Source organism: Frankia alni ACN14a, assembly GCF_000058485.1.
In the GTDB taxonomy this organism is placed as follows: Bacteria; Actinomycetota; Actinomycetes; order Frankiales; family Frankiaceae; genus Frankia; species Frankia alni.
On the sequence record NC_008278.1, the window covers coordinates 4709616 to 4735780 of the forward strand.

20 protein-coding genes are annotated in these 26165 nt (G+C 72.4%); 8 read left to right on the forward strand and 12 right to left on the reverse strand.

Annotated features, from left to right (window positions below; genetic code table 11):
• Nucleotides 1-37 precede the first annotated feature (37 nt).
• Nucleotides 38-1624: a CoA transferase gene (locus FRAAL_RS18965; RefSeq protein ID WP_011605464.1), complete on the reverse strand. Its 1587-nt coding sequence runs from the start codon at nucleotides 1622-1624 to the stop codon at nucleotides 38-40.
• 280 nt (nucleotides 1625-1904) lie between these two features.
• Nucleotides 1905-2588 (reverse strand): AIM24 family protein, encoded by a 684-nt coding sequence (locus FRAAL_RS18970; RefSeq protein ID WP_011605465.1) that lies wholly within the window; start codon nucleotides 2586-2588, stop codon nucleotides 1905-1907.
• 339 nt (nucleotides 2589-2927) lie between these two features.
• On the opposite strand from FRAAL_RS18970, the gene FRAAL_RS18975 reads away from it, so the two are divergent.
• Complete coding sequence (locus FRAAL_RS18975) at nucleotides 2928-3311, forward strand: cytochrome C (RefSeq protein ID WP_231861099.1); 384 nt, start codon at nucleotides 2928-2930, stop codon at nucleotides 3309-3311.
• Between the two features lie 15 nt (nucleotides 3312-3326).
• Here the strand turns inward: FRAAL_RS18975 and FRAAL_RS18980 are convergent, their stop codons facing one another.
• The 5 genes from FRAAL_RS18980 to FRAAL_RS19000 all read right to left on the reverse strand — a co-directional run bounded on the left by FRAAL_RS18980 (nucleotide 3327) and on the right by FRAAL_RS19000 (nucleotide 8894).
• Complete coding sequence (locus FRAAL_RS18980) at nucleotides 3327-3980, reverse strand: DUF5134 domain-containing protein (protein WP_231861101.1); 654 nt, start codon at nucleotides 3978-3980, stop codon at nucleotides 3327-3329.
• 63 nt (nucleotides 3981-4043) lie between these two features.
• On the reverse strand, nucleotides 4044-4280 hold the full coding sequence (locus FRAAL_RS18985; RefSeq protein WP_011605468.1) for a hypothetical protein: 237 nt from the start codon (nucleotides 4278-4280) through the stop codon (nucleotides 4044-4046).
• Nucleotides 4281-4395: 115 nt separating this feature from the next.
• On the reverse strand, nucleotides 4396-6228 hold the full coding sequence (pruA, locus tag FRAAL_RS18990) for an L-glutamate gamma-semialdehyde dehydrogenase (RefSeq protein WP_041939485.1): 1833 nt from the start codon (nucleotides 6226-6228) through the stop codon (nucleotides 4396-4398).
• A gap of 100 nt (nucleotides 6229-6328) precedes the next feature.
• Nucleotides 6329-7222 (reverse strand): proline dehydrogenase family protein, encoded by an 894-nt coding sequence (locus tag FRAAL_RS18995; protein WP_011605470.1) that lies wholly within the window; start codon nucleotides 7220-7222, stop codon nucleotides 6329-6331.
• A 160-nt stretch (nucleotides 7223-7382) separates the two neighbouring features.
• Nucleotides 7383-8894, reverse strand: coding sequence for a serine/threonine-protein kinase (locus tag FRAAL_RS19000; protein WP_157892146.1), 1512 nt, complete (start codon nucleotides 8892-8894; stop codon nucleotides 7383-7385).
• A gap of 270 nt (nucleotides 8895-9164) precedes the next feature.
• On the opposite strand from FRAAL_RS19000, the gene FRAAL_RS30595 reads away from it, so the two are divergent.
• Nucleotides 9165-10241 (forward strand): fibronectin type III domain-containing protein, encoded by a 1077-nt coding sequence (locus tag FRAAL_RS30595; RefSeq protein WP_011605472.1) that lies wholly within the window; start codon nucleotides 9165-9167, stop codon nucleotides 10239-10241.
• Nucleotides 10242-10352: 111 nt separating this feature from the next.
• On the opposite strand, the gene FRAAL_RS19010 is transcribed toward FRAAL_RS30595, so the two are convergent.
• The 3 genes from FRAAL_RS19010 to FRAAL_RS34290 all read right to left on the reverse strand — a co-directional run bounded on the left by FRAAL_RS19010 (nucleotide 10353) and on the right by FRAAL_RS34290 (nucleotide 15126).
• Nucleotides 10353-10712 (reverse strand): DUF742 domain-containing protein, encoded by a 360-nt coding sequence (locus FRAAL_RS19010; protein WP_011605473.1) that lies wholly within the window; start codon nucleotides 10710-10712, stop codon nucleotides 10353-10355.
• A 51-nt stretch (nucleotides 10713-10763) separates the two neighbouring features.
• Entirely contained in the window at nucleotides 10764-11180 is a 417-nt protein-coding gene (locus FRAAL_RS19015; RefSeq protein ID WP_011605474.1) for a roadblock/LC7 domain-containing protein, read from the reverse strand.
• A 91-nt stretch (nucleotides 11181-11271) separates the two neighbouring features.
• A complete protein-coding gene (locus FRAAL_RS34290) occupies nucleotides 11272-15126 on the reverse strand; it encodes a sensor histidine kinase (RefSeq protein ID WP_011605475.1) in 3855 nt (1284 codons plus the stop codon).
• A gap of 547 nt (nucleotides 15127-15673) precedes the next feature.
• Between FRAAL_RS34290 and FRAAL_RS19025 the strand changes: the two genes are divergently transcribed.
• The 5 genes from FRAAL_RS19025 (at nucleotide 15674) to FRAAL_RS19045 (ending at nucleotide 21632) form a co-directional block, all read left to right on the forward strand.
• Entirely contained in the window at nucleotides 15674-17017 is a 1344-nt protein-coding gene (locus FRAAL_RS19025) for an ABC transporter substrate-binding protein (protein ID WP_041939487.1), read from the forward strand.
• Between the two features lie 11 nt (nucleotides 17018-17028).
• Nucleotides 17029-17907, forward strand: a complete 879-nt coding sequence (locus FRAAL_RS19030; RefSeq protein ID WP_157734301.1) for an ABC transporter ATP-binding protein — start codon at nucleotides 17029-17031, stop codon at nucleotides 17905-17907.
• An 89-nt stretch (nucleotides 17908-17996) separates the two neighbouring features.
• On the forward strand, nucleotides 17997-18830 hold the full coding sequence (locus tag FRAAL_RS19035) for an ABC transporter permease (RefSeq protein WP_011605478.1): 834 nt from the start codon (nucleotides 17997-17999) through the stop codon (nucleotides 18828-18830).
• Between the two features lie 115 nt (nucleotides 18831-18945).
• Nucleotides 18946-20148: a hypothetical protein gene (locus tag FRAAL_RS19040; RefSeq protein ID WP_011605479.1), complete on the forward strand. Its 1203-nt coding sequence runs from the start codon at nucleotides 18946-18948 to the stop codon at nucleotides 20146-20148.
• Nucleotides 20145-21632 carry an amidohydrolase family protein gene (locus tag FRAAL_RS19045; RefSeq protein ID WP_050997178.1) on the forward strand — a complete coding sequence of 496 codons (1488 nt, stop codon included), beginning with the start codon at nucleotides 20145-20147 and terminating at the stop codon, nucleotides 21630-21632. The genes FRAAL_RS19040 and FRAAL_RS19045 overlap by 4 nt, the downstream gene beginning before the upstream one ends.
• Before the next feature lie 366 nt (nucleotides 21633-21998).
• Here the strand turns inward: FRAAL_RS19045 and FRAAL_RS19050 are convergent, their stop codons facing one another.
• Nucleotides 21999-22757 (reverse strand): helix-turn-helix transcriptional regulator, encoded by a 759-nt coding sequence (locus FRAAL_RS19050; protein WP_011605481.1) that lies wholly within the window; start codon nucleotides 22755-22757, stop codon nucleotides 21999-22001.
• 289 nt (nucleotides 22758-23046) lie between these two features.
• Here FRAAL_RS19050 and FRAAL_RS31895 point away from each other — a divergent pair, with 289 nt between their 5' ends.
• The gene (locus tag FRAAL_RS31895) at nucleotides 23047-23958 is read left to right on the forward strand and encodes an NPP1 family protein (protein WP_083866849.1); all 912 of its coding nucleotides are present in this window, start codon (nucleotides 23047-23049) and stop codon (nucleotides 23956-23958) included.
• Nucleotides 23959-24002: 44 nt separating this feature from the next.
• Here FRAAL_RS31895 and FRAAL_RS19060 read toward each other — a convergent pair whose 3' ends face one another.
• Complete coding sequence (locus FRAAL_RS19060) at nucleotides 24003-25847, reverse strand: alkaline phosphatase D family protein (RefSeq protein WP_011605483.1); 1845 nt, start codon at nucleotides 25845-25847, stop codon at nucleotides 24003-24005.
• Between the last annotated feature and the right edge of the window lie 318 nt (nucleotides 25848-26165).

Genomic DNA, 26165 nt, shown 5'->3' on the forward strand with positions numbered 1-26165 from the left:
CGCACCGCCCGCGGGAAGGAGACGGATCCGGTAGCCGTCAGTCCGGGCACAGCGCGTCGACGACGGTGCGCGTGTCCGCCCCCGAGGCGGCGGCCCGCGCCCGGCCGGCCTCCCTCGCACCGGGCCCCCACTGCGGGGGGCGCGGCGGCAGGACCTGCTGGGTCCGCCCCGCCTGGTGCACGTTCCAGCCGTCCCGATCGCAACCGGTCACGGTCCACGGCACCGGTCCGGCCGGCCCCACCCCCCGGTCGGCTGGGCCCGTCCCCCCGTCGGGCGGGGCCATCCCCTGGTCGGGCGGGGCAGCCACCCAGGCGGCCACGTCCCGCATGGCGACGTCGAGCAGATGGCCGCCGCCGCGGAGCACGGAGGCGGCCACGGCCACCGCGGCGAACAGACCGGTGAGCGGGTCGGCGATGGCGTCGCCGCAGAACACCGGACTCACGGCGTCCCCGCCGGAGCGGTCCCACGCGACGAGACCACCCGCCACCGCGGCATCGTCGCCGAACGCGACGGGGTCCGGGCCCGGATGGGTGTCGACATAGGCCCGCCCGTAGCCGGTGATGCTCACCCAGGTACGCCCCGGTCGGGCGGCGACGAGCTCCCCGGCGTCGAGCCCGAGCTGGGCCAGTGCCCGCGGCCGCGACGACTCGATGACGACGTCGGCGCGCTCCACCAGGCGCCGCAGCAGGGCCCGGCCGCCCGGGGTGGCGAAGTCCAGGGCGACGCTTTCGTGGCCGGCGTGCAGCCAGTCGTAGAACTCCGGGTCGCCGCCACGTGCCCCGTCCGGTCTGTGCACGCTTTCGACCTTCACCACCCGCATCCCGGCCTCGCCGAGCAGGTGCGCGCACAGCGGACCCGCCCACATGGCGGACAGGTCGACGACCAGCAGTGGTTCGGCGCCGACACCTGCCGCGGCACCCGCGGCACCGATCCGGGGCGATGCCGGTGCCGACGGCGTGGGCCGGGCGGCCCGATGCGGCCGCGAAGCCTCGATCGACCGGCACAGCACTGTCCGAACCGGCCTGGGTCGGCGGGGCCCGCCCAGCTCACCGGCCGGGATGGCGAGCAGCCGGGCGATGTCGACCACGTCCGCGGCCGGCCGGGCGGCCACCGCCACGCTCAGCGCCGTCCACGCCTGCTCGACGGGATGCAGGCACGGGTCGGCCGACACGAGCCCGAGCTGGTCCCCGAGTGCGCCGACGAGGGCGTCCACGGCGTCCACGTCGTGGGGCCGCGCGAGGTTCACGGCGATCCAGCCGTCCGCGGCCGGCAGCAGCCGGCAGCTTCCGTTCGCCGACCAGGTGCCCCGGCGATGCAGTCCCAGCAACGCGGCCCGGCCGCCCAACAGCGTGGCCACATCGGGCCACACAGCCCGGCCGAGCTGGCGGGACAGCTCCCCGAACAGCCGGGCCGCCGCCTCGGCGCGGCCGAGCACCGGCCCGTCGGGAACCAGCGGGGCCCGTCCGGGCGGGCCCGTGAGCCACATCAGCCCACTGGCCGCCCACCTCAGCGCGGCCGGCAACCCGGCCGTCCCCTCGGCTCGGGCCGCGTTCGGCGCCGACGGGTCGGCGGCGACCGGCAACCCCTGGCCGGCGAGCATCGACCGCAGCTCGTCGAGCAGCACGTCGGGCCCAGGCTCGACGGAGCCCGCCGGGTGTGTACCCCGCGCGGGCCCTCCGGCTTGTCCGGCCAGGGCGGCATCCGCCGGAGGCGTTGCTGGCGACGACATCTCGGCTCCCTGCACGATCGCGGTTCCCTGCGCGCCGGTCCCTACTCGGCGGTGCATGCACGGCGATGCGTCGCGATGGTCTGTGCGCGACGCGTACGCGATGGTGCGTGCACGGTTGGTACATGCGCGGTGGTACGTGCGCGGTGGTACGTGCGCGGTGGCGCGGACAGGCGGGTCAGTGCCTTTCCTGGGTCGTGCCGGCCGCCGGAGTCTCGCCGCACTGGACGACGACGAAGCCCCCCCGACCGGAGTACTCGATCTGCGCGAGCTCCCCGGAGCTGCGCCCCACCAGGTTGCCCATCTTGAAGGTGGACACGACCCGGGTGCGCACGCCCGCCGTCCAGGCGACGGCCGCGTCCCGGTCGACACACACCGGCTCGTCCGTCGGAAGCACCAGCGGAGAGCCCAGGCAGAGCACGGCCACCCCACCCGTGCCCGAGACCTCGGTGTTGAACACCCCACCAGCGATCATCGCGCCGAGGCCACCGGAGGTCGTGGTCACCTTGTAACGCACCCCGGACTCGAGCGCGAGCAGGCTGCGGCCGTTGACCGTCAGGCTGTCGTGGTCGAGGGTGAAGATCGAGATGTGGCTGCCCGACTCGGCGAACCAGACGGTCCCGCGGCCGGTGACCTTCATCAGGTCCTGGCCCTCGCCGGTCACCGCCCGCCGCAGGAAGCCGCCCACGCCCTGGCCCTTGTAAGCGAAGTCGAGCCGCCCCCGGTAGGCCACCATCGACCCCTGCTTGGCGTAGGTCTGCCCACCGTCGAGACGGACCCGCAGCATCCGGTCGCCCTCCTCGAGGGCGAACGGTGGGCCCGCGGGCTGTCCGTTCGCGAAATGTCCCAGCGGGTGTGTCATGCCTCCATTGAACGCCCCGCCACCCCTCCGTTCGGGCGGTACGTCCCGACGCCGGAGGGCTGTGCCGCCGCGGCCGGCCGGAATGCCGCGTCCGTCCCAGGACCCGGACCAGGGTCGCGTTCTCCCTTCGGGCGGCCACGAGTGCGCCCCGCGTCGGAAGGAGGCCTCGGCCCGGCAAGCCGGCAGGACGGCGTCCCCGGCTCCGCGTCGACGGCACCGCACGCGATGGCACGGCACGCGATGGCACCGCACGCGACGAAATCAGTCGCGCGGTGGTGTGTACATCCCGGAACGAGGGGAGAAACGGGATATTGAGTTCCTGCGATGAAACGGTGTGCTATGCGAGCTCTGGGTGCGGTAACCGCGTTCTGTGCCGTCCTGCTCGTCGGGGCCGGCGTCGTCGGCCGGCAGACCGCGGACGGTCGGTGGGGTTACGTGGTGGTGATCGTCCTCGCCGCGTTGGCGGCCGTTCTCGCCGCGCGCCTGATTCCCGGTCGCCACCATGGCGCGGTCGAGCTGGACTGCCCGCGCTGCCGCGGCGAGGGGCAGGCCTTCTACGGCCGGGGCCGCGAGACCTACCGGCGCCGCTGCCGCGTCTGCCACGGCCGGGGCTCGGTGCGACACGGCCAGGCGAGTGCGATCCGTTGGCCGGTTCCGGAGACGGCCGGGGACCCGCCCACCCTGCCGCTGGCGGAACCGGAGATGAGCACGTCGGCACGCTGAGCGCTCAGGACGCCCTCAGACCAGCATGAGCAGCATCCCGCAGGCCATGATCAGCCGAGACGCGGCGGGGGTGATCGGGGCGGGGGCGACGTCCCAGGCCGGCCGAACCCGGCGCAGCAGCGGGCCGCCGACGGCCGCGACCGCCGCGACGGAGAAGACGACGGCGAACCAGCCGGACAGGTCACCGAGGTCACCGAGGTCGCCCACCGGCCACCGGCCCGCGCGGGCCATGCACGCCATCGCCAGCGCCTCGACGACGAGCATCGAACAGCACGACCAGCGAGCCGGCTCGCAGCAGGCGGGGTTCGTCAGGACGAGGACGAGGAACACCCCGGCGAGGGCGAGATAGGTCAGCGCGAACGCCCCCGAGGACGCCACCCCGGAGGGACCGACGAACATGATCGCCATTCCCGCCGCGACGATCGTGTGGCCGATCTCGACCGGCACGAACGCGGCCGCCCGACCCCGCAGCACCTGGCGGACGAACGCGGGGACGTGGTGCGCCCGGCCCTCGTCGGTGACGATCCGGGTGGCGTGGAACAACGCGACGATGCCCATGGCGACGGCGGCGACGAGCGCCACGGCCGTCGGAAGCTGTTGCGGGGACAGCGCCGCGGAGTGGTGGTGCGTCACCGCGGCGGTTGGCAGGTGCCGGACGCCCGGCCGCACGCCCGGACGGTGCCCCCGCCCGCGACCCACCCGCTCCCCCTGCGGAGCAGGCCGCCGGGCATCTCAGCCCACGCCCAGGGCGAGTTCCGCGTCGACGAGCTCGGTGATGCGGCCGGCGCGCGCCTCGTCGACGATGACCTGCAGCTGCTCGACGCTCATCTGGATCCGCTGGCCGAAGTCGTCGGTCAGCACGATGCGGCGCTCGGCGGGCGCGGCGTGGTCGACGAACAGTTCCGGACAGCCGCAGCTGCACTTTCCGCAGAAGGTCAGGACGTGGCGGGAGTTCTCGGCTGCGGGCATGTCGACTCCTGGATCGGAGGAGGGAGCGATGGCGCCAGTTTAGAGATCCACAGATCCCGTTGTCCCTACGTTCATCAGGTTTCCGGCAGTTGTCGTTTTGTTCACTAACGTTTGCTCATGGACAGCCGCCGCGCGTGTCAGCAGGCGGATCCGCACCGTCCGAGCCGTCCGAGCCGTCCGAGCCGGGAGCGCGGCCCACGCCGCCACCACCGCCAGTACCCGCCCCACCAGCACCCGCCCCACCCGCCGCCGCCACGCGGCCGGCCGCCCGGGCCGTCGCCACGAGACCCGAGGCGACACCGCCGCCGCCCATGTGCGGGTGATCGTGCACGACCGGCGGGCACAGGTTCTCCTTGACCACCCGGGAGCTGACCCAGCGCAGGAGGTTCTGGGCGGAGCCGGCCTTGTCGTCGGTCCCGGAGCGGCGCGCCCCGCCGAACGGCTGGCGCCCGACGACCGCCCCGGTCGGTTTGTCGTTGATGTAGAAGTTGCCGGCGGCGAAGCGCAGCACGTCCTCGGCGCGGGCGATCGCGGCGCGGTCGGTGGCGATGACCGCGCCGGTCAGCGCGTAGGGGGACGTGGCGTCGACCAGGTGCAGGACGTCGTCCCAGGCGCCCGGCCGGGAGTCGTCGTAGACGTGGACCGACAGGATCGGGCCGAACAGCTCGCGGGTGAACCACTCCCGGCCGGGGTCGGTGCCGACGAGGATCGTCGGGCGCACGAACCAGCCGACCGCGTCGTCGCACTGGGCACCCGCGAGCACGGTGACGGTGGCGTCGCTGGCGGCGCGGGTGCAGGCGGCGGCGAGCCGGGTGTAGGCCCGGGCGTCGATGACGGCGCCGGTGAAGTGGTCGAAGTCGTTGACGTCGCCGACGGACAGGGCCTCGGTGGCCGCAGCGAGCTCGGCGTCCATCCGCCGCCACAGGCTCGCCGGCACGTACGCCCGCGACGCCGCCGAGCACTTCTGCCCGCTGTACTCGAACGCACCGCGGACCAGCGCCGTGCGCAGCACGTCGACGTCGGCCGAGGGATGCGCGACGACGAAGTCCTTGCCGCCGGTCTCCCCCACGATCCGCGGGTAGGACCGGTAGCCGTCGAGGTTGTCCGCGACGGCCCGCCACAGCCGGGTGAACACGGCGGCGGAGCCGGTGAAGTGCACGCCGGCGAGGTCGGGGTCGGAGAACACGACGTCGCTGACCGGCTCCCCCGAGCCGCCGACGAGGTTGATGACCCCGGGCGGCAGGCCGGCCGCCTCCAGCAGCCGCATGAGGAAGTGCGCGGCGAGCGCCTGGGTCGGCGCCGGTTTCCAGACGACGGTGTTGCCCATGAGCGCGGGCGCGGTCGGCAGGTTCCCGGCGATGGCGGTGAAGTTGAACGGCGTGACCGCGTAGACGAACCCCTCCAGCGGACGCAGGTCGAGCCGGTTCCACTCGCCGGCGGCGCTGCGCGGCTGGGCCTCGTGCAGTTCGGCGGCGAACATCACGTTGAACCGCCAGAAGTCGATCAGCTCGCAGGCGGCGTCGATCTCGGCCTGCTGGCAGGTCTTCGACTGGCCGAGCATGGTGGCGGCGTTCAGGGTGTCGCGCCAGGGGCCGGCGAGCGCGTCGGCGGCGCGCAGGAACACCGCGGCCCGGCCGGTGAAGCCCAGGTCGCGCCAGGGCCCCGCGGCCAGTTTCGCCGCGGCGACGGCGGCGGCCGCGTCGGCGTGGGTGCTCTCCCGCAGCGTGCCGAGCACCCGGCGGTACGCGTGCGGCTGGACGACGTCACGCGGCGCCCCGCCACCCGGGCGGCTGTGCCCTCCGATGGTGTTGGTCAGGTCGAGGTGGTCACCACCCAGCCGGAGCAGGGCCCGGCGTAGCCCGGCGCGCTGCGCCGAGCCGGGGGCATAGGTGCGGACCGGTTCGTTGTCGGCCACGGGCACCGACCCTGCGACCACTCCTGCCGCCACGGCTGCCCCTCCTCCCTCCCCGCGCCTGCCGTGCACGGGCCTGTGAACGGTGCCCGGCCGGACGCGGGCCTCACGAACCATGCCCGGCCGGGCGCGGCCTTCAGCAACCGTGCCGGCCACCCAGCGCCCGCACGGCCAGCAGCAGGTTGGCGGGCTTCTCCACGAGCCGCCGCGTCAGGTAGGGCACGCTGTCCGGCCCGTACGGCAGGTACACCCGCACCGTCGCCCCACCCGCCGCGAGCCGCCGCTGCTCGCCCGGCCGCACCCCGTGCAGGAGCTGGTACTCGTACGTCGTCGGCGCCCGCCGCAGCTCGGCGGCCAGCCGACCGGCCACGCCGATCAGCGCCGGGTCATGGGTGGCGATCATCGGGTATCCCGGCCCGGCGAGCAGGATGCCCAGGCAACGCGCGTAGGCGGCGCGGACGGACGGCCGGCCGCGGTGCACGATGTCGGCCGGCTCCCGGTAGGCCCCCTTGCACAGCCGCACCCGCGAACCGGCCCGGGCCAGGTCGCGGCAGTCGCCCTCGGTGCGCAGGAGCTGGGCCTGCAGCACCGCGCCGACCGAGGGGAAGTCCCGGCGCAGCTCGACCACCGTGTCCAGCGTCGCATCGGTGGTGGTGTGGTCCTCCATGTCAACGGTGACGGTGGCGTTCACCGCCGCCGCCCGGGCGCAGACTTCCGCGGCGTTCTCGTAGGACAGCTTGCGTCCGTCGCGCGGCACGGCCTGGCCGAGGGCGGACAGCTTGACCGACACGTCGAGCCCCGCGGCGATGCCCGCCCGGTCGGCCAGGTCGAGCAGGCGCAGGTAGGCCAGGACCGTGGCGAGCGCATCGTCCGGCCGGGTCACCCCCTCGCCGAGCAGGTCCACCGACGCCCGCAGGCCGAGATCGGCAAGCCGCGCGGTCGCGGCGACGGCGTCGGCATCCGTAGGGCCGGCGACGAACCGGTCGATGATGCCGGCGGCGAACGGACCGTGGGCGAGTACGGCGCGCACGGGCGGGCTGCCGACCAGACGGGGAGCGAGGCGGCGGATCACCGAGTCCCCTCGCGCGACAGCAGGCAACGATCCAGGCACACCCAGTAGCGTCACGTAGTCGACGAGTCCTGTCCAGCCCGGCACCGCACCGGCACCGGCACCGGCACCGGCACGAGGTTCAGACGACGGAGTCGTAGCCGAATCTCCGCAATGCGGCGAGGATCGTGTCGTCGGACACGCCGGACAGATCCTCAACTCTGCAGAAGAGCAGCACGCCCGCGTCGTCGATCTGCGGCGGCTCCGAGCGACCCCGATAGCGCGCCGCGCCGGTCGGATCCGACAGGACGACCTCGATGCGGCCGGCGTGGACGCGGACGCCGCTGACCTGCTGGTGGGGTAGGACGTGTTCCTCGGCCCCACGGCGGTACCGCAACGACGTCTCGTCGAGCACGAGCACGTCGGGTCGGCAGAGAAGACAGACAAAGGCGGCGGCCCAACATCCGAAGAAACTGGACCAGAGGACGGCCGGTACGTAGGCCCAGGCGGGAAGACCGATGGCCGGTCCGAGGATCCAGGGGATGACGGCTGCCGCGAGCGCTCCGGCCGAGAGAGCGCCGCCGACGGCCCGGCGCAGCGGAGCCTCGCGATACCGGATCGACCCCGTCGCCTCGACCGAGTCCGGCTGCACCGGCCGAGCCACCCACGGCTCCCCCGGCCGGTCGTGCACCACGATGCCCGTCGCGTCGGTCGCCGGCTTTTCCACCTGCGCACGGACGGCGCCGTCCGGTGCTGCGGACGCGCGGGGTGTCGACGGGCCGTCGGTTGTCGACGCGGCGTCGGACTCCTGCGGCGACTGCCGGAGTTCGGTTTCCGCGGCCCGCAGGGCCGCCAACCCCGCATCGTCGGTCAGGCGGCGCTCCGGATCCTTGTTCAGAAATCCCAGGATGGCGCTGGCCAGCGGTTCGGGAGCCCGCACGAGGCGGGGATGTTCGGCGAGAACAGCCTGGATCGTAGCGGCTTCGGTCGAGCGGGAGAACGCTGAGAATCCCTCGACCGCGTAGTAGAGGGTCGCCCCCAGTGAGAAAAGGTCACTCGCCGGCAGCATCCGGGTACCCGCGAACTGTTCCGGCGCCATGTAGGCCAGCGTCCCGATCGGCCCCTCCGTGATGGTCGGTTCGGAGGCATGGACGGCGACCCCGAAATCGACCAGCACCACGCGACCGCCCTCGTCGACCAGAATGTTCGCAGGTTTGACGTCTCGATGGGTGATCCCTGCCTGGTGGGCGGCGACGAGCGCGGCCAGCACCGCGACCCCGATCCGGGCGGCCTCGCCGGGCGGTAATGCGCCGCGTAGGCGGATCGCCTCCGCCAGTGAGACGGACGGAACGAACTCCATGATTATCCAGGGCAGGCCCTCGTGCCGAACCACGTCCAGCACGGTGACGACGTTCGGATGGTCGCGAAGTTTCGCGACCATCCTCGCCTCCCGCTCGACCCTGGCCAGTATGCGCGCCGTGTTTTCACGGGAAGCAGCCGGAGACAGGCGCACCTCCTTGGCCGCCACGGTGACACCGAGAATCTCATCGAATGCCTGCCAGACCGTTCCGTAGGCACCGGCGCCGAGTTGCGCGACGAGCCGATACCGCCCAGCCACCCTGCGGTCGACGGTATCGCCGATACCTGCGGTCACACGCCTTCCCTTCACCACGGTGCTCGGCAGCCCTGGCAGAGCTTTCCACTATAGGCGAGCATCAGCGGAAAGCAGCGGTCGGCCCAGTGGCGATGCAAACAACAGATCCGTGATGCTAGGGTTCCCCGAGGTGCGCGTTCTCGCTTTCACCGGTTCAGGGAAGGGGGCGCGGTGGGAACAGGCAGATCACCGGGCGCACCGAACCTCGCTGGCCGGACGTTGCGCGAGTGCAGGTCCTGGCTACGAAACGGCGCGCGGACCTTGGCGGCGGTGCTCGGCCCGGGCATTCGGCCGTGGCTGACCGGCCTGACGTTGCTGGCCATCACCGCCGCGACCGGGCTGTGGGCAGCGGCCGGCGGCATGGCCGGGTCCGACCGCGCAGGAGGAGCCGCCAGCAAGCCGGCCGGGTCCCGGACGAGCGTCATGCAACACTTCGCACCGTCCACCACACCGTCGTCGTCCCACTCGGCCACGCCCTCGCCGTCCCAGGCTCCGCCGACCGCCTCGGTACCCGTGGCACCGTCGCGCCTCACCGCCACCGGCGGACAGGGCATGGTAAGGCTGTGCTGGACCGCGTCGTCAGGCGCCGACGCCCACACCCTCTACTACCGCGACACGACCGCCGGCCAGGGCTGGGCCCGCATGCCATACCCGATCACCGGCACCTGCTACACCGCCGAACAACTGACCGACGGCCACACCTACGAATTCCGCATCACCGGAAGCAACAGCACCGGCGAGTCCGCGCCGTCCCCCGTCGCCAGGGCCATCCCGGTGGCCACGTCCCCGCCGCCGTCCCCACCAACCGGCCTGACGGCGACGCCGGGGAACGGCACCGCGCGACTGTGCTGGACCGCGTCGTCAGGCGCCGACGCCCACACCCTCTACTACCGCGACACGACCGCCGGCCAGGGCTGGGCCCGCATGCCATACCCGATCACCGGCACCTGCTACACCGCCGAACAACTGACCGACGGCCACACCTACGAATTCCGCATCACCGGAAGCAACAGCACCGGCGAGTCCGCGCCGTCCCCCGTCGCCAGGGCCATCCCGGTGGCCACGTCCCCGCCGCCGTCCCCACCAACCGGCCTGACGGCGACGCCGGGGAACGGCACCGCGCGACTGTGCTGGACCGCGTCGTCAGGCGCCGACGCCCACACCCTCTACTACCGCGACACGACCGCCGGCCAGGGCTGGGCCCGCATGCCATACCCGATCACCGGCACCTGCTACACCGCCGAACAACTGACCGACGGCCACACCTACGAATTCCGCATCACCGGAAGCAACAGCACCGGCGAGTCGGACTCCTCGAACACGGCCGTTGCCACACCGCACGGCTGAGACGCGAGGATCCGCGGCGCCGGGTTTGAATGCGTCTGCCTCCGTCTGCCCGGGCCCACTGGCGTCCCGACGGTTCGACATCGGCTGCTTTCGGCTAGTACGGCACTAATACTAGAGTCGGCGAAGGTTTGTCAGGACGCGGTCGAGCAGCGCCAGCTCGGGCGCGCCGGTGGGCATCGTGAGCTGGGAGATGTCGACGAGGCGGTCGGCCGCCGCGTCGGCGACGAGGACCCGGACGACACCCACCGGTAGGCGCAGCGCCGCAGCGATCTCGATCACCGACTGCGGCTGCACGCACATCGCGACGATCGACTTCTGTTCCAGCAGCAGCGCGGGCAGCCGCGCCCGGCCGAACGGCGTCGTGGTCACCATGGCCTCGAGCGCCAGCAGGCGGGACGGCCGCGCCCGGCCGCGGGTCGCCGTGTACGGCCGGACGAGTTCCCCCGACGGCTCCACCGCGTCCCCGTTCATCCGTTCACCGCCTTTCCCGAGGCCATGGCTGTCATCGACGGACGGTCGGCGTCAGACGCTCTCGCGCGCGTCGGCCCGCCGCGCCGGGGTCAGCGCCTCCCGGGTGCGGGCGACGAGCACCGTCATCTCGTACCCGACCAACCCGATGTCGCAGGTACTCGTGGCGAGCACCGCCAGACAGGAGCCCTCACCGACGGCCATGAGCAGCAACGACCCCTGCACCATCTCGACAACCGTCTGGGTCACCGAACCGCCCTCGACGAAGTCCGCGGCCGCCAACGTCAGGCTGAACAGTCCCGAGGCGATGGAACCGAGCTGCACCGCCCGCTCGCGGGGGAAGCCGCTGCACACCGCGAGCAGGTGACCGTCCGAGGACGCGACGATCGCGTTCGCCACTCCGGGCACGAAGTCGACGAAGTTGTTGACAAGCCAGTCGAGTGAGGGGTTGTCCGGCTCCGCGTCGGTCACGGCTGTCCTCCAGGCTGCGGGTTCGGGGGCAGGGGAATCGGGGGCAGGGGAATCGGGGTCGGGGTTCGTTCGGATGGGGCTTCGGCTGTGCTCAGCCGCCTCCTTCGTCGTCCTCGACGGCGGCGGGTCTGGTTCCCCGGGCGTGGTGGACGCCTTCGTAGAGCCTGCTCAGCCGCCCGCGGATCCGCTCGGGTGCGAAGCCCGGGTCCGGCGTCGTCGACGACGGGGAGGCGGAGCCGAGGAACACGCTCGGACCGGTCCCGCCGCCGGCCTGCTCGGTCGGCGGACCGAGCGGGATCCGCCCGGGGATGGGCACGGTCTTCGGGGTGCGGATCGGCAGCCCGGACGCTGTGGTCGTCCGCCGCGGCCCGGCGACCGACCCCGCACCGGATCCTGTCCCGGCACGGCGAGACGACGACCCAGGCGACGACCCAGGCGACGACGGCCCGGGCTTCGACGCGGCGAACGGCCCCGTCCCGGCGGCCTGCTCGGGTGTCGCGACGGGGAACCGCCCCCGATTCGGGGCCGGCGTCGCGTCCGACTCTGACGCCGCGACCGGTCCAGGCACCACCACCCGTCCAGGCACCGCCACCGGTCCGGGCTCCGCCACCCGTCCAGGCACCGCCACCGGTCCGGGTTCCGCGAACGGATCGGCGGCCACGGCCGAGCCGGCCAGCGGCTCGGAGCCGGCATGCGGCCCGGCTGCGTCGAACGCACGGGGCGCGGCGAACGGCTGGGAGGCCCACCGCTCGACTCCGTCCACCCGGGCAGCGGGCGGGATCGCCTGGCCGGGCGCCACGGCAAGCTCGTCCCGGACGAACCAGTTGAACGGCTCAGCCGACTCACCGAAGGGCGGCGGCTGCACCCCGGGGGCAACGGCGAGCTGCGCCCACACCCCGGCGAAGGGCGATCCCGCGGCCGACGTCGCGGCCGCCGCCGTCGCCGTCGCCGCCGAGGGTGCGGGCGCTGCGGCCACGGCCCAGGCCGGATGGTGTGCCGGGGCCGGGAAGGCCGACAGGAGGGTGGGGGGCACGGCGAGGTCGACGTCCACGTCGGAGGTGTCCGTGGTGGACGAATCGGTGCTGGACGAAACGGTGCTGGACGAAACGGTGCTGGACGAAACGGTGGGCTCCGCCGCGGCGGGCACGTCGGCGGGGGCGACGGCGGTCGCCCGGATCGGCTCGACCGCGGGCGTCGCGTCCTCGGCGGCGCCCGGGTCGGGCTGCGCCGCGTCGGCACGTGCGCGGCGAGCGGCCCGTGCGCGTCGCCGGTCGAGCGCGGCGACGGCCTGGGCGATCGAGGGCAGCCCCGCCGCCTCCCCGGCCGCGGCTGCGGCCGGGGCCGGGGCCGGGGATGGTGCGGCAGGGCTCGCCTTCGAGCTGCCGGTGGGTCGGTCGACGCCGTCGCGGTCGGCGAGATCCACAGGGTCCGCGAGATCCACAGGGTCCGCGGGATCGGCGGGGTCCGCGGGATCGGCGAGGTCGTCGAGGTCGTCGTCGGTGAGATCGACGCCCCGTGGCCGGAACCATTCGCCGGTCGGCGTGTACGGCGCGAAGCCATCCGACGCGGGCTGCTCGCCGGGCGCGGGCTGCTCGCCGGACGCGGGCTGCTCGCCGGACGCGGGCTGCTCGCCGGACGCGGAGACGTGACCGAAGCCGGGGCCAGCACGGAGCGAAGACAAGTCGCCGTGCGAGGACACGTCGCCGAGGGAGGACGGGCCACCGAAGGTGGTGCCGTGGCCGTCGCCGTCGGTGCGGACAGCGCGCCGCGGCAGCGGCTCGGCGGAGCCGTCGGTCATCGTGGCGTCGATCAGCGGGACGCCCGGGTGAGACGCCGGCGCGGCGACGGGACTGCGCCGGGCCGCGACCGGCGGGAGGTCGGCGAGCGGTGCCGCCGGCGCACCGGGCAGGCCGGTACGGGTCAGCTCCGCGCTGGACAGCGCCAACCCGGACGGCGCCGACCCGGGTATCGCCGCCCCGGGTGTCGCCGCCCCGGGTAGCTGCCCGCGCCGCACCGGCGCGGGCGGGCGGGCGGCGGGGGTGGAGCCGGGTGCCACGAGAAGCGCCGCGGGCAGCCGCACGCAGGCCCGCACCCCGCCGGCGTCCGAGCGGCTCAGCCGCACCTCGATGTCGTGGCGGTCGGCCAGGCGGGCGACGACGAACAGGCCCAGGCGCTGGGCGATGGAGAAGTCGAACAGGGGCGGGTCGGCGAGACGCTGGTTGACCGCGGCGAGCTCGCGCTCGGACATCCCGAGCCCGCCGTCGTCGATGGTGATGAGCACCCCGCCGTCGTCGAGGGCGGCCGCGAGGTCGACGGACAGGTACGGCGGCGAGAACTGCGCGGCGTTCTCCAGCAGTTCGGCCACCAGGTGGACGACGTGGTTGACGGAGTCGGCGGCGATCCGCGCGTCCGGCACGTCGACGATCTGGATCCGCTCGTACTGCTCGATCTCGCCGAGGGCGGCCTGCAGCACGTCACCGAGAGGCACCGGCCCGGCGCGGCGCCGCCCCGGCCCGGTGCCGGCGAGGACCAGCAGGTTCTCGCTGTTGCGGCGCATCCGCGTCGCGAGATGGTCGAGCCGGAACAGGTTCTCGAGCTGCAGCGGGTTCTCCTCGGCGGCCTCCAGCCGATCGATGAGGGCGATCTGCCGCTCGATGAGGCTCTGGCTGCGCCGGGAGAGGCTGAGGAACAGGCTGTTGACGTTGCGGCGCAGGCTCGCCTGCTCCGCGGCGAGGCGCACCGCCTCCCGCTGCAGTTCGTCGAAGGTCCGCGCGACCTCGCCGATCTCGTCGCGGGAGTCGATCCCGATCGACCGGATCGTCGTGTCGACCTGCTCCGGGTTCGCCGACTGCAGCTCGGAGATCAGGTGCGGCAGGCGCACCTGGGCGACGTCGAGGGCGCCGCTGCGCAGGCGACGCAGCGGGACCGTCATCGTCCGCGCGATCAGCAACGTCCACACGATCGCGCCGACGGTGATCACGAGAAGAAGCGCACCGATCATGGCGGTGCGCCGCCAGGCGTCGGAACGCAGGTGCCCGGCCGAGTGGCTGACGTTGTCGAGCAGCTCGGACTCGACGGTGCGCAGCAGCTCGATGTGGGTCGTGCTGGCCGCGAACCACTGCTCGGGATCGATGTCGAGGTCGGTCAGCCGCTGACGCTGGACGGCCCGTTCGGAGATGCGCTTGACCGTCAGCACCGCCTGACCGTTGACGATCTGGTCGAAGCGGGCGCGGTCGTCGGGGCGGGCGGCGGCGCGGAAGCCGTCCTGCGCCGCCTGCTCCTGGGCGATCAGCCCGGCGAGCCGGTCGGAGGCGCCGAAGGCGAATCGCTGCGCGAAGCTCGTGGCGAACAGCTCGCCGCGGATCTCGGAGTCGATCTCCTTCAGCGCCGACACGTCGTTGAGGACGGTCGCGGCGTACCGCAGGTCCTCGTCGTCGCGGTCCTGCCCGATGCGGTCGTCGAGGCCGAGCAGGTCGGTGATCGTGGTCGAGTACTGACGGAAGATCGCGTCCGTGGACAGGCCGCCGGTCTGCACGGACCGGCGCAGCGCGGGCAGGCCGGCGAGGTCGCCCTCGGCCCGGTCGGCCACCCGCCCGGTGCCGGTGCCGAGATCGCCGACGGAGGTGCGCAGGGTGCCGCGGAGCCTGCCCATGGCCGCGTCGACAGCCCGCTGCTGGCCGTCGAGCCGACCGGTGAGCGAGGTCTGCGGGTTCGCACCGCGGCCGCTGCTGATGAACCCGACCGCGAGGTCACGTTCCAGCTGGAGCTCGTGCACCGTCGCCGTGACGTCGCGGCCGAGCCTCGCCGCGGTCACGTCGCGGCCGTAGCTGGCGGCGTTGGACAGCCAGGTCGCGCCCGCGAGGATCCCGAGCGCCAGGAACGCCGCCGTGGGCACGGCCAGCGCGGCGAAGAGCTTCCCGCGTACGGGCAGGTCGCGCAGGCTCATCCGCCGGCGCCGGCGCGGCCGGGCGCGTCGGCCACCCGTCCCCGGACCGCCGGAGGCGACCGGCGGCGGCGTGGAGCGAGCCGGGCCCCGACCCCCGTCGAGGCCCCGACCGGCGCCGCGGCCCCGACCTCCACCGCGGCCCTGCCTCGCGCCGAGATCCCGACCCCCGTCGGGGACCCCTCGGGCGGTGTCCGGCGGCTCGCCCGTCACGTCCCGCCCCTTTCTGGCTCGATCACGCGCCCCGTACCTCTCCGCCTCTCGAACGCCCGAATCCCGGCCCCGGAACCCCGGGCGGCGCCTGGTGAGCGCCACCGCCGCACGGGGCCCAGCGCACCCGACCGCGCGACGCCTCGGCATCGCCGCGGTTGACGAACCAAAAGGCTATTTGCGCACCGGACGCGACTGCCAGCGGGGTCACTTGACGAACGGGCGGGCAATCGTCCGGGATGAGCCAACCCCGCTGCGACTGACCGGCGTCAAACCACTAGTGTCGTCGCGGTCGCAGTAGCTTTCACTCCTCACTCCAGCCGGGCGCACGGGGAGCGTGATGATCCACGGTTTTCGAAGGGCGGGCGCGGCGGGTGTCGCGCTGCTCTGCCTCGCCGCACTCGCGGGCTGCGGCGGTGGCGACAATCCCGGGCCGCCGGTGGTTTCCGGCGAGGTCAAGATCGGCCTTCTCGCCCCGTTGACGGGCGGGAACACGGAAGCCGGCCGCGACGCCCAACGGGGAGCGGAACTCGCCAGCCGGCTCATCAACACCGGAGAAGGCTGGTCCGGATACTCGCCCGGGCGAATCTGGGGACCCACCGGTCACGCCCGACTATCGATTGTGACGTTGGACACGAAAAGCGATCGCCAACGCGCGGCGGACGGTGCGTCAACACTGGTGAACGGCGACGGCGTGGCCGGCATCGTCGGAGCGTTCGGCGCCGAGGCCACTCTGGACGCCAGCCAGCGGGCCGAACGGCTGCAGACGCCGTTCCTCAGCGGCGACGCCGCGAACACGGCCCTCACCGAGCGCGGGCTGAGTTGGTTCTTCCGTGCCGGACCCGACGCCGCCGACTACGGCGGCGCCTTCCTGTCTCTGCTACGAAACGCCGAACTGCCTGGTCAGGAGCGTAGACGGGTGGCCGTGCTGTACAGCAACGACGCGACCGGCACCGACCTGAACTCGATCATCGCCGAGTACGGGGAGGAGGCCGGGTACCAGATCGTGGCAAGCGCGCCCTACGAACCAGGCGACGCCGATCCCGCCGCCGCGGTGGGGGCCATCCAGGCCGCGGCGCCCGACGTCGTCCTGCTGGCCACGGCCGCCGGCGCCGGGGAAAGGCTCGGAAACGCGTTCCGGACCAGCGGGTATACGCCGCCCGCCGTCGTCGTTTACGGCGCCCCCGCGGAGGCCGCCCGGCTCGCCGCAATACCCGGGTTCGCGGGCCGGGTGAGCAGGCAGGTCTCGTGGTCACTACCCATCACCCGCGCCAACCCGCTCGCCGCGGCCGTCACCGAACGTTATCAGCACGACTTCGGGGTGGCGATGACGGCCGAGGCGGCGACCGCCTTCACCGCGGTGACAATCTATGCCCGGGCAATCGAGGACGCGGGCAGTTCGGCCCGGGAACGGATACGCTCCGCGCTTGTCGCGATCGACCTCCCGGGGTCCGCGACCATCATGCCGTGGAACGGCGTCCGTTTCGACGGAACCCACCAGAACACTCTTTCCGCAACGGCCGTCGAACAGGACACCGACGGGAGCTTCGCCACCGTCTATCCACGCGACCTGGCCACAACTTCGGTCAATTGGCCGCCGCCGGGAAGCGCCGCCCCAGCCACCGCCCCGTCCTCGGCCGGATCGGGAACACGGGCGGCATCCACCGGAGCACGGAACGGTTAGGCCCACGGGTCATGCGCCATCCCATTTGGACATACGGCAACGAATCGTGCGAGGCCGGCGCTGTCGGGGAGGCCGGCACCGTCGGACAGACCGTTCAAACCGGGCAGGCCGGGCAGGCCGGGGAGGGGAACGCACCGGCGGACGGCCCCCCGCCGACGCTGGTGACGTTCACCGGCGTCGAGAAGCGCTACCCGGACGGCACCCAGGCCCTCGCCCCGGTCGATCTGGCGGTTCGTGACGGCGAGTTCGTGAGCATCGTCGGCGCCTCCGGCTGCGGCAAGAGCACCCTGCTGCGGCTGGCGTCCGGGCTGACCACGGCCACCGCCGGCGCCGTGTCGCCGGCGACCGGCCGGATCAGCTACGTCTTCCAGGACCCGACCCTGCTGCCCTGGCGCAGCGTGCGGCGCAACGTGGAGACCCTGGCCGAGCTGACCGGGGTGCCCCGCGCCGAGTACCGGCCGCGGGCCGCCGAGGTCATCGACCTGGTGGGGCTCGGCGGGTTCGAGCGGCACCGGCCCCGCTCGCTGTCCGGCGGGATGCGGATGCGGGTGTCGCTGGCCCGCTCGCTGGTGCTCTCCCCCGACCTGTTCCTGCTGGACGAGCCGTTCGGCGCCCTCGACGAGATCTCCCGGGAGCGCCTCGGCGGCGAGCTGCTGCGGCTGTTCGAGCTGCGCCGCTTCGGCGCCGCCCTGTTCGTCACCCACTCCGTCGCGGAGGCGGTGTTCCTCTCGACCCGGGTCCTGGTGATGTCGCCGCGCCCGGGGCGGGTGGTGGCCGAGTTCGCCGTCCCGTTCGGCTACCCGCGTCCGGCGGAGCTGCGCTTCCGGGAGGACTTCACCCGGTTGACCGCCGCGGTCTCGCGCCGCCTGCGCGACGGGGAGGCCGGGTGAGCGTGCCGGGGGGCGTGGGCGGGCGTGCGAGGCCCGGGCAGGGAGGCGGACCCGTGCCCGCACCCGGCGGGCGGCGCGGCGCGGGCCGGATGACGGCCCTGGTCCGTGCCGCGAACCGGGCGTTGCGCACCGGGCGGCCGCGGGCGAGCTGGCGCGACCGCCTCGCCCCGCTCGTCCTGTTCGCGATCCTCATCGGCGTCTGGTACTTCGTCAGCCTCGTGGTCCTCGACCCCGACCGCCGGTTCCTGCTGCCGAGTCCCGACTCGGTCGTGCGCGTCGCCTTCCTCGACGGCGACAACCTCGCGCAGCTGCTGCGGGCGCTGTGGCTGTCGACGTCGGTGGCGCTCATCGGCCTCGGGGTGTCGATCGTGCTGGGGATGGCCGTGGCGATCGCGATGAGCCAGGCCCGGTGGATCGAGAAGTCGGTGTACCCGTACGCGGTGATCCTGCAGACCATCCCCACCCTGGCGCTGGTACCGCTGATCGGCTTCTGGTTCGACTACGGCTTCCTCAGCCGAGTGATCGTCTGCGTCCTCATCGCCCTGTTCCCGGTGATCAGCAGCACGCTGTTCGGCCTGCAGTCGGTCGACCAGGGCATGCTCGACCTGTTCCGGCTGCACCGGATCCCCCGCTGGCGCCGACTGGTGTCGTTGCAGCTGCCGGCCGCGATGCCGGCGACGTTCGCCGGATTCCAGGTCTCCGCCGGGCTGTCCGTCGTGGGGGCGGTCGTCGGCGACTTCTTCTTCAAGCAGGGCAGGCCGGGCATCGGCGTCCTGATCGATCTCTACCGGGCGCGGCTGCTCTCCCAACAGCTCTTCGGCGCGGTCCTCCTCGCCTCGCTGCTGGGCGTCGTCGTGTTCACGTTCTTCGGCTGGCTGAGCCGGCTGGTCACCGGCCGCTGGTACGGCGCCGAGACCCCCTGACGGCCGCGGGTGGCCGCGCCCACCGCTCACGGTGGCGCCGGCCGGCCCGCGGGGCTGTGTCACACCCGGGCCGCGGAGGTTCCACGGCCCCGGGGTCTTCACGAGAGGGAGCACCATGGGACGTTTCCGACGAGGAGCCGCCGTCGCCTTCGGCACGGCGCTCGCCCTGACCCTGTCGGCGTGCAGCGGGGACTCCGGCGGGGGGTCCGCCGCCGGATCCCCCGGCGGGGGGTCCACCTCCGCGGCGCCGGCCGTCGCGTCCGGCGGCGCACTCGACCTGACCGGCGCCTGCCCCGCCACCGTCGTGGTCCAGACCGACTGGTTCGCCGAATCCGAGTACGGATTCCTGTACAACCTGCTCGGGCCGGACGCGAAGGTCGACACCGGCAAGAAGCGGATCACCGGCTCCCTCGTCTCCGGCGGCAAGGACACCGGGGTGAACATCGAGGTCCGGTTCGGCGGCCCGGCCATCGGCTCCGAGCAGGTCAGCGCCCAGATGTACCTGGACAAGTCGATCAACCTGGGGATCGTCTCCACGGACGAGGCCATCCAGAACTCGGCCTCCCAGCCGACCAGAGCGGTGTTCGCGCCGTTCGAGGTCAGCCCAGGAATGATCATGTGGGACAAGAGCAAGCACCCGAACTTCACGACGCTGGTCGACATCGGCCAGACCGACACCAAGGTCCTGTACTACGAGACCGACGCCTACATGCAGTACCTGCTCGGCGCCGGCATCCTGCGCCGGGGCCAGGTCGACGGCAGCTACGACGGCTCGCCGTCACGCTGGGTCGCCGAGGACGGCAAGGTCGCCGAGGCCGGCTTCGCCACCTCGGAGCCCTACATCTACAAGAACGAGCTCGGTGACGGGCACAGCTACGACGTCGACCTCCAGCTCGTCAACGACACCGGCTACCCGGTGTACGGCCAGGCGCTGTCGGTCCGTACGGGCGACGAGGCGAAGCTCGCCCCGTGCCTGAAGAAGCTGGTCCCGATCGTCCAGCGCTCACAGGTCGACTTCCTCGCCCACCCGCAGGCGGCGAACGGGCTCATCATCAGGGCGGTCAAGGCGGACAAGGCGTCGGTGTGGAACTACTCGCCGGGGCTCGCCGCGTTCGCCGTCCAGACGATGAAGGACCGCGCGCTGGTCTCCAACGGCTCGAACGCGACGATCGGCGACATGGAGCAGAGCCGTGTCGCGCGGATGATCCAGATTCTGACCCCGATCTACGCCGGCCAGAAGAAGCCGGTGCGCAGCGGCCTCACCCCCGCCAACCTGTTCACCAACCAGTACATCGACAAGAGCATTGGACTTAGGTGACCGATCCCGCCGCCGTCGCCGCACCCGCTCCCGGCGTCCACGGCACCACCGCCACCGCGGCCACCACCGCCATCACCACCACGGCCGCCACCACCGCCACCACCGCCACCACGGCCGATCCGACGAGCGCCGGGAGTCCGGCGAGTTTCGTGCTCCGGGCCCGGCATGTGCTGACCATGGGCGCGGCCGGCCATGTGCGCGACGGCGCTGTCGCGGTGGTCGACGGGCGCATCGCCGCGGTGGACGGGTACGCCGCGATCGCGGCGCGGTTCCCGGGCCTGCCGGTCCTCGGCGACGGCGGCGGGATCATCACCCCCGGCTTCGTGAGCTGCCACGGGCACTTCTCGGAGGGCCTGGTCACCGGCATCGGGGAGACCCACACGCTGTGGGAGTGGTTCGTCCACGTGGTCGAGCCGATCGAGGCGCACCTGACCCGCGAGATGGCCTTCGTGGGCACCGTGCTGAAGGCGACCGAGATGGCCCTGTCGGGGGTGACGACGGTCGGCGACATGTTCTGCTCCGCGCCGGGCCGCTCGCCGGTCACCCCCGGGATCGTCGACGCACTCGACGTCGTCGGGGTGCGCGGGGACGTCTCGTTCGGCCCGGCGGACGTCCCGCACGACCGCTCGATCGACGCGATCGTCGCCGAACATCACGCGCTGGCGCAGGCCGCGGCGGCCTCGCGGCGCACCCGGTTCCGGGTGGGCCTGGCCACCATCCCGGCCAGCAGCGACGCGCTGCTCGCGGCCACCCGGTCGCTGCTGGCCGAGACGGACCGGCTGCACGTCCACCTGCACGAGGTCCGGGAGGAGGTGACGGCGTCGCGCACGAGCCGCGGGGCCAGCTCCATCGAGGTCGCCGCCCGCCTCGGCCTGCTCGACGCGCAGACGGTCGCCGCGCACTGCGTCTGGCTCTCCGACGACGACGTCGCGCTGCTGCGCCGGCATGCGGTCGCGGTGGCGCACTGCCCGGTGTCGAACATGATCCTGGCCAGCGGGGTGTGCCAGGTGCCACGGCTGCTGCGGGACGCGGTGCCCGTCGGCCTCGGGGTGGACGGCGCGGCCAGCAACGACAGCCAGAACATGCTCGAGACCGTCAAGGCCGCGGCGCTGCTACAGAAGGTGCACCACCAGCAGGCCGACGTCCTGACCGCGCCGGCGGTGCTGCGGATGGCGACCCTCGGCGGCGCCCGCGCCCTCGGCCTCGACGACACCGTCGGCAGCCTGGACGTGGGCAAGGCCGCCGACCTGGTGCTGTTCGCCGAGGCGAGCCCGTCGATGGCGTTCGTGCACGACCCCTACCAGGCCGTCGTGTACTGCGCGGGCACCCGGGACATCGCCGGGGTCTGGGTCGACGGCGAACGGATCGTCGCCGACGCCCGCATCCTCACCGCCGACCTCCCGGCGATCCTGCCCCGGGCCCGCGAGCTCGCCGTCGAACTCGCCACCCGCGCCGGCCTCGCCTCGGAACTGGCCATCACCTAGATCGTGTATCCGATTGTGATCTGACAGCCTGTCTGTGCCACGAGATCCGGGCCCGTCGAGCGTGGATGCGGGAACACGTCGTGATCATGAAGACCATGATTACCGGAGTTGAGGCTCGTACGGAAGCATTCCCCGCACCCCACCGATCACGCACAGATACGAACATCGGTCACGGTCGTCTCCGTCACCCCGCAGCCAGCAGATGCAGGAGGTTTTGGGCGCCGGCGGCGGCGAAGACCGTCACCAACCTCCTGCAATTGCCAACGCAACCACGACCGGCACCAGTCACGGCGCCTTCCACCCACCACCCCATGACCGAAAGTGGGTACGCGCCCTGGTGCTGCGAGGGGTCTCGGAGACGGTCGATCAGGGGATGGGACCTGCAGGCAGATCCTCTCCAGTTGCCACCTTCGCGGTGAAGGCGTTGACGGCATCGATCCGGTTGGTAACACCGAGCTTGCCGTAGATCGACCCCAGGTGCTTTTCCACCGTGCGGTGCGACCTATTCAGCCGGATGCCTATCTGACGACTGGTCAAGCCATCCCGGACCAGGTGCATGATCCTTCCCTCGGTGATTGTCAGTGGGGTCGGCCTCTGCTGCTGGAGTCGCCTCGCCTTGCCATCCATGGCGATCAGAAGCGGGTGGAGAGCGAGTATCAACTCCCGCTCCTGGTCCGTGAACGGGCCATCGTCCCGCCCCAGGGCGAAAGAACGCATCGTACCCGGAGGCGAGTCCAGGGGGATCGCGATGTGATCATAGAAGTTGACCGCGGCGTAGATATCCGAGCCGGCCTCCGATGATTTCCATTCCCGTAGGGAGATCCAATCCGTCACCGTCAGCGGCCGACGGTCGGAGGTTTTCACGTAGTGTCGGATCAGCGGGTGCCGTCGCATATTGCGCAAGGTTACCGCGGTGATCTCGGATGCATCGATTCGAGTTGTCGGCCAGCCAACACCAAGCGCGCCATCTTTCGACATACCCACCTCGGAGAATACGCACACAGGGCACTCCAGAACGTCCTGCAGGACCTGCGCCATCACCCCGTAGTCGATCTCCGCCGGATGGCGACTGTAGAGCTCGCGAGCAAGATCGAGAACCTGGTGGTACCTGCGAGGACTGATCATCGTGCATCCCCGATCGCTACGTAGTTCTACTCATTCCGTTTTAGCTGGGCGGGACCTAGTGTCGCACCTGAGGCCATGCCTGGCGGCCAGTTTTCCCGGGCCGCTCTCGACTGCGCGCAGCGGTGAACCAACGGACCGGAGCACCCGAGGGACCACGACGGACTGCAACCTCGCGCAGGACTAGGTCCGCTTCTGACGCCGATCAACCGCTGCGCCGACTCCACCAGGCACTCGACGAACCCAGGAGTGAGAGTTGACAAGACTCGGAAGACAGGCGGGGGCCGCGGCAATGCCTCGTCGACCACGGAAACGGATTCCGACCGCATTCGGCCAGGCGGGGTCAGCGGCTCCCCGTCGGTTTCGCGCTACGTCCGGTCCCGCTTCAAGGCTGATAGCTGTCGCCGGGGTCCTGACGGTCGCCCTGCTTGGCGTCGCGGCGGTACCGGCCGGCGCGGCCACCTCGTCTCCGCCTCAGCGACTGCCTGGCAATGCGGACAGCTTCGAGCGGACCTTCCAGCCGGCATACGACTATGACAGCGACGGCTGCTATCCCACCCCTGCGATCGGCCCCACCGGAGTGCTGAACAGCGGGCTCAAGCCAACAGGCTCGCTCGGTGGCAGCTGCCACGACCGCAGTGACCTCGACAACACCAACGGATACTCCCGCCATTACTGCAGCAATGGCTGGTGCGCAATCCTCTACGGGCTCTACTTCGAAAAAGACCAGTTCACCTTTGCCGGAGGCGGCCACTGGCACGACTGGGAACACGTCGTCGTCTGGGTACAGAACAACCAGGCGAAATATGTCGCAACCTCGGCACATGGAGAATTCGACACCTACCCGGCCAGCGCGATCCGCTGGACCGGCACCCATCCGAAGATTGTTTACCACAAGGACGGCGCGTCAACCCACAGCTTCCGTCCCGCAAGATCTGGTGACGAGCCGCCGGAGAACGCCTATCACACGTGGCGCTTCCCGGACCTCGTCGGCTGGAACGGATATCCCGCCGGACTACGCGAGAGACTGTCCGCAGCCGACTGGGGAAAAGCTACCTTCGGCCTGAAGAACGGCGAGTTCTTGAAGAATCTCCTGACAGCCAAGCCGAAAGCCGTCACCTTCAACCCCTTCAGCTCCTGCTCCATATATCAAAACTTTGCCACTATTCTGAAATGCCTGGCGGCAACTGAAACGCGGTCCTGATTCTCCTGGCGATGACCGTCGATGTCAGTGATAGTGGGTCGATCTCAGCCTCGGGGGGTGAGGTCGGCGACGAGGACGGGGTCGAGGCCGCCGGGGGTGCCGTCCGGCTCGGTCTTCGACACGGTCAGCCGGGCGGCGCGGCCGTCGAGCTCCAGCACGGCGAGCTGGCTGTCGAACCAGGGGCCGTCGGTCACCTTCCAGCGCAGCGCCCGCCGCGGCACGCCGGCCAGTCGCGCGACCGCGCCCGAGGCGACGGCGAACGGGGCTCGGCGGGACAACGCGTCGATCCGACGGATCCCGGGGCCGAGCGGGTTGCGGAACGGCGAGCAGACCGCCTGCCAGACCGGCACGCCCGCGCCGCCCGGACTACGCGGATTGGCCGGACCGACCTTCGACAGGTCCGCGCGGGCGAGGTAGGCGTGGTGAACGTCGCCGGACAGCACGACGACGCTGGCCGGGGCGGGGCCGTGCTCGCCGGCGCTGACGGCGCGCAGCAGCTCCGTCATCGCGTCGAAGGACGCGCCGAACGCCGCCCAGTGTTCGAGGTCCAGCGCCTGGCGCAGCCGCTCGGCCGCGGCGGCCGCGCGGTGGCCCCACCGACCCGCCGCGATCTGCTCGTTGGCCGCCTCGACGTTGTGGATCAGTGGGCTGAGCAGGTACGGCACCGACGTGCCGAGCAGCAGGTGGTCGACCTCGCCGGTGTGCTCGGTCTGCCGGCGCACCCAGGCCCACTCGGCGGCGTCGACCATCGCCCGCGTGCCGTCCGCCGCGACGACCCGCGTCGCCCGCGAATCGATCACGACCAGCCGGGTGCGGCCCAGGTCCCAGCGGAAACTCCACCGCACCGCCCGGTCGGCGTCGACGTCCGCCTGGTCGGGGCGGGGCCGGTCGGCGTCGGCGTCCGACCGCCGGGCGAAGGCGCGCAGCAGGTCCTCCGCGGACGGGCCGGGGCCGGCGGTGCCCGTCGGGCCGGTCGGGCCCGGCGTGCCGGCCGCGACGACGGCGCGGTGGACCGGGTCCCGGTCACGCTCCCGCGGGCTCAGGTTGCCCAGGTGCTGGTACAGCCAGTAGGCCATGATCCCGCCGGTGATCCGCGCGTCCCACCAGGGCTCGGTCCTGATCCGGGCGCGCCACGCCGCGGAGATGTTCCAGTCGTCGCGCACGTCGTGGTCGTCGAAGATCATGGCCGTGGGGACCGTGGACAGCAGCCAGCGGATCTCCGGCTGCGACCAGGCCTCCTGGTAGAGCCAGGTGTACTCCTCGAAGTCGGCGATCTCCTCCCCCGGCGCGGTGGCGACGTCGCGTCGCCCCCGGATCCGCGCGGCGGTCCGCGGGGAGACGTGGTCGGCGTAGACCTGGTCGCCGAGCAGCAGCAGGGCGCCCGGCCAGCTGGCGGGGTCGCGCGTGGGCAGCTCCAGCGCGAGGGCGTGCAGGGCGTCCGTGCCCAGGCCCTGGCTGTCGTCGTCGGCGTTGAGGGTGAACGGCGGCTCCTGCGGCGCGGTGACGCGGCACGAGCCGAAGACGATCCGCACCGGCGCGTCGCCGCCGACGGGCCGCAGCAGGCTCGGCGGCGCCCCGGGCTCGGGCCAGACCCGCACGGGCGCCGGCTGCGTGGTCCCCGTCAGCCACACCTCGTACGGGACCGGCTTCCCGGGCACGAGCCCCTCGGCGACGACCAGGCCGTAGTGGTGCCCGGCCACCTCGAACGTCGACGCGCGGCCCGCGACCCGTCCCACGGGGGCCTCGCCCGCCGCGTCGTGGACGGTCTCGCCCCCGCCCTGCGAGGGGATGGCGAGCAGGATCTCGCAGGCGGCATCGGTCTCCACCCAGACGGTGACACCGGAGCCGTCCGGGTGGCGCTGGATGGGACCGAGGACGAGACGAGTCATTCGTCTACTCTCACCCTTCCCACCCCCCGTCCGTCACCCGCCTCGACCGCACGCCCGCCCCCAGGCGTCCGGATCACGGGTGCGCCGGGCAGGTGTGTTTCACCGATGCGACCGGGGGGCGAACGGGGGGCGAACGGGGGGCCGGCGGGCGCAGACAACGGCGCGTCGCGCTGCTAGCGTCGTCAACCGTGAGGTCACACGTCGGACATCCGCGACGGTTTCGCGCCGCCGTGCGATGTTCCGTGGGATGCCCGAACTCCGGCGTCCAGGCCGTCCGGCGGCCGCGCGGCACCGCCCGCCTCGTGGCGTTCTCCGGTC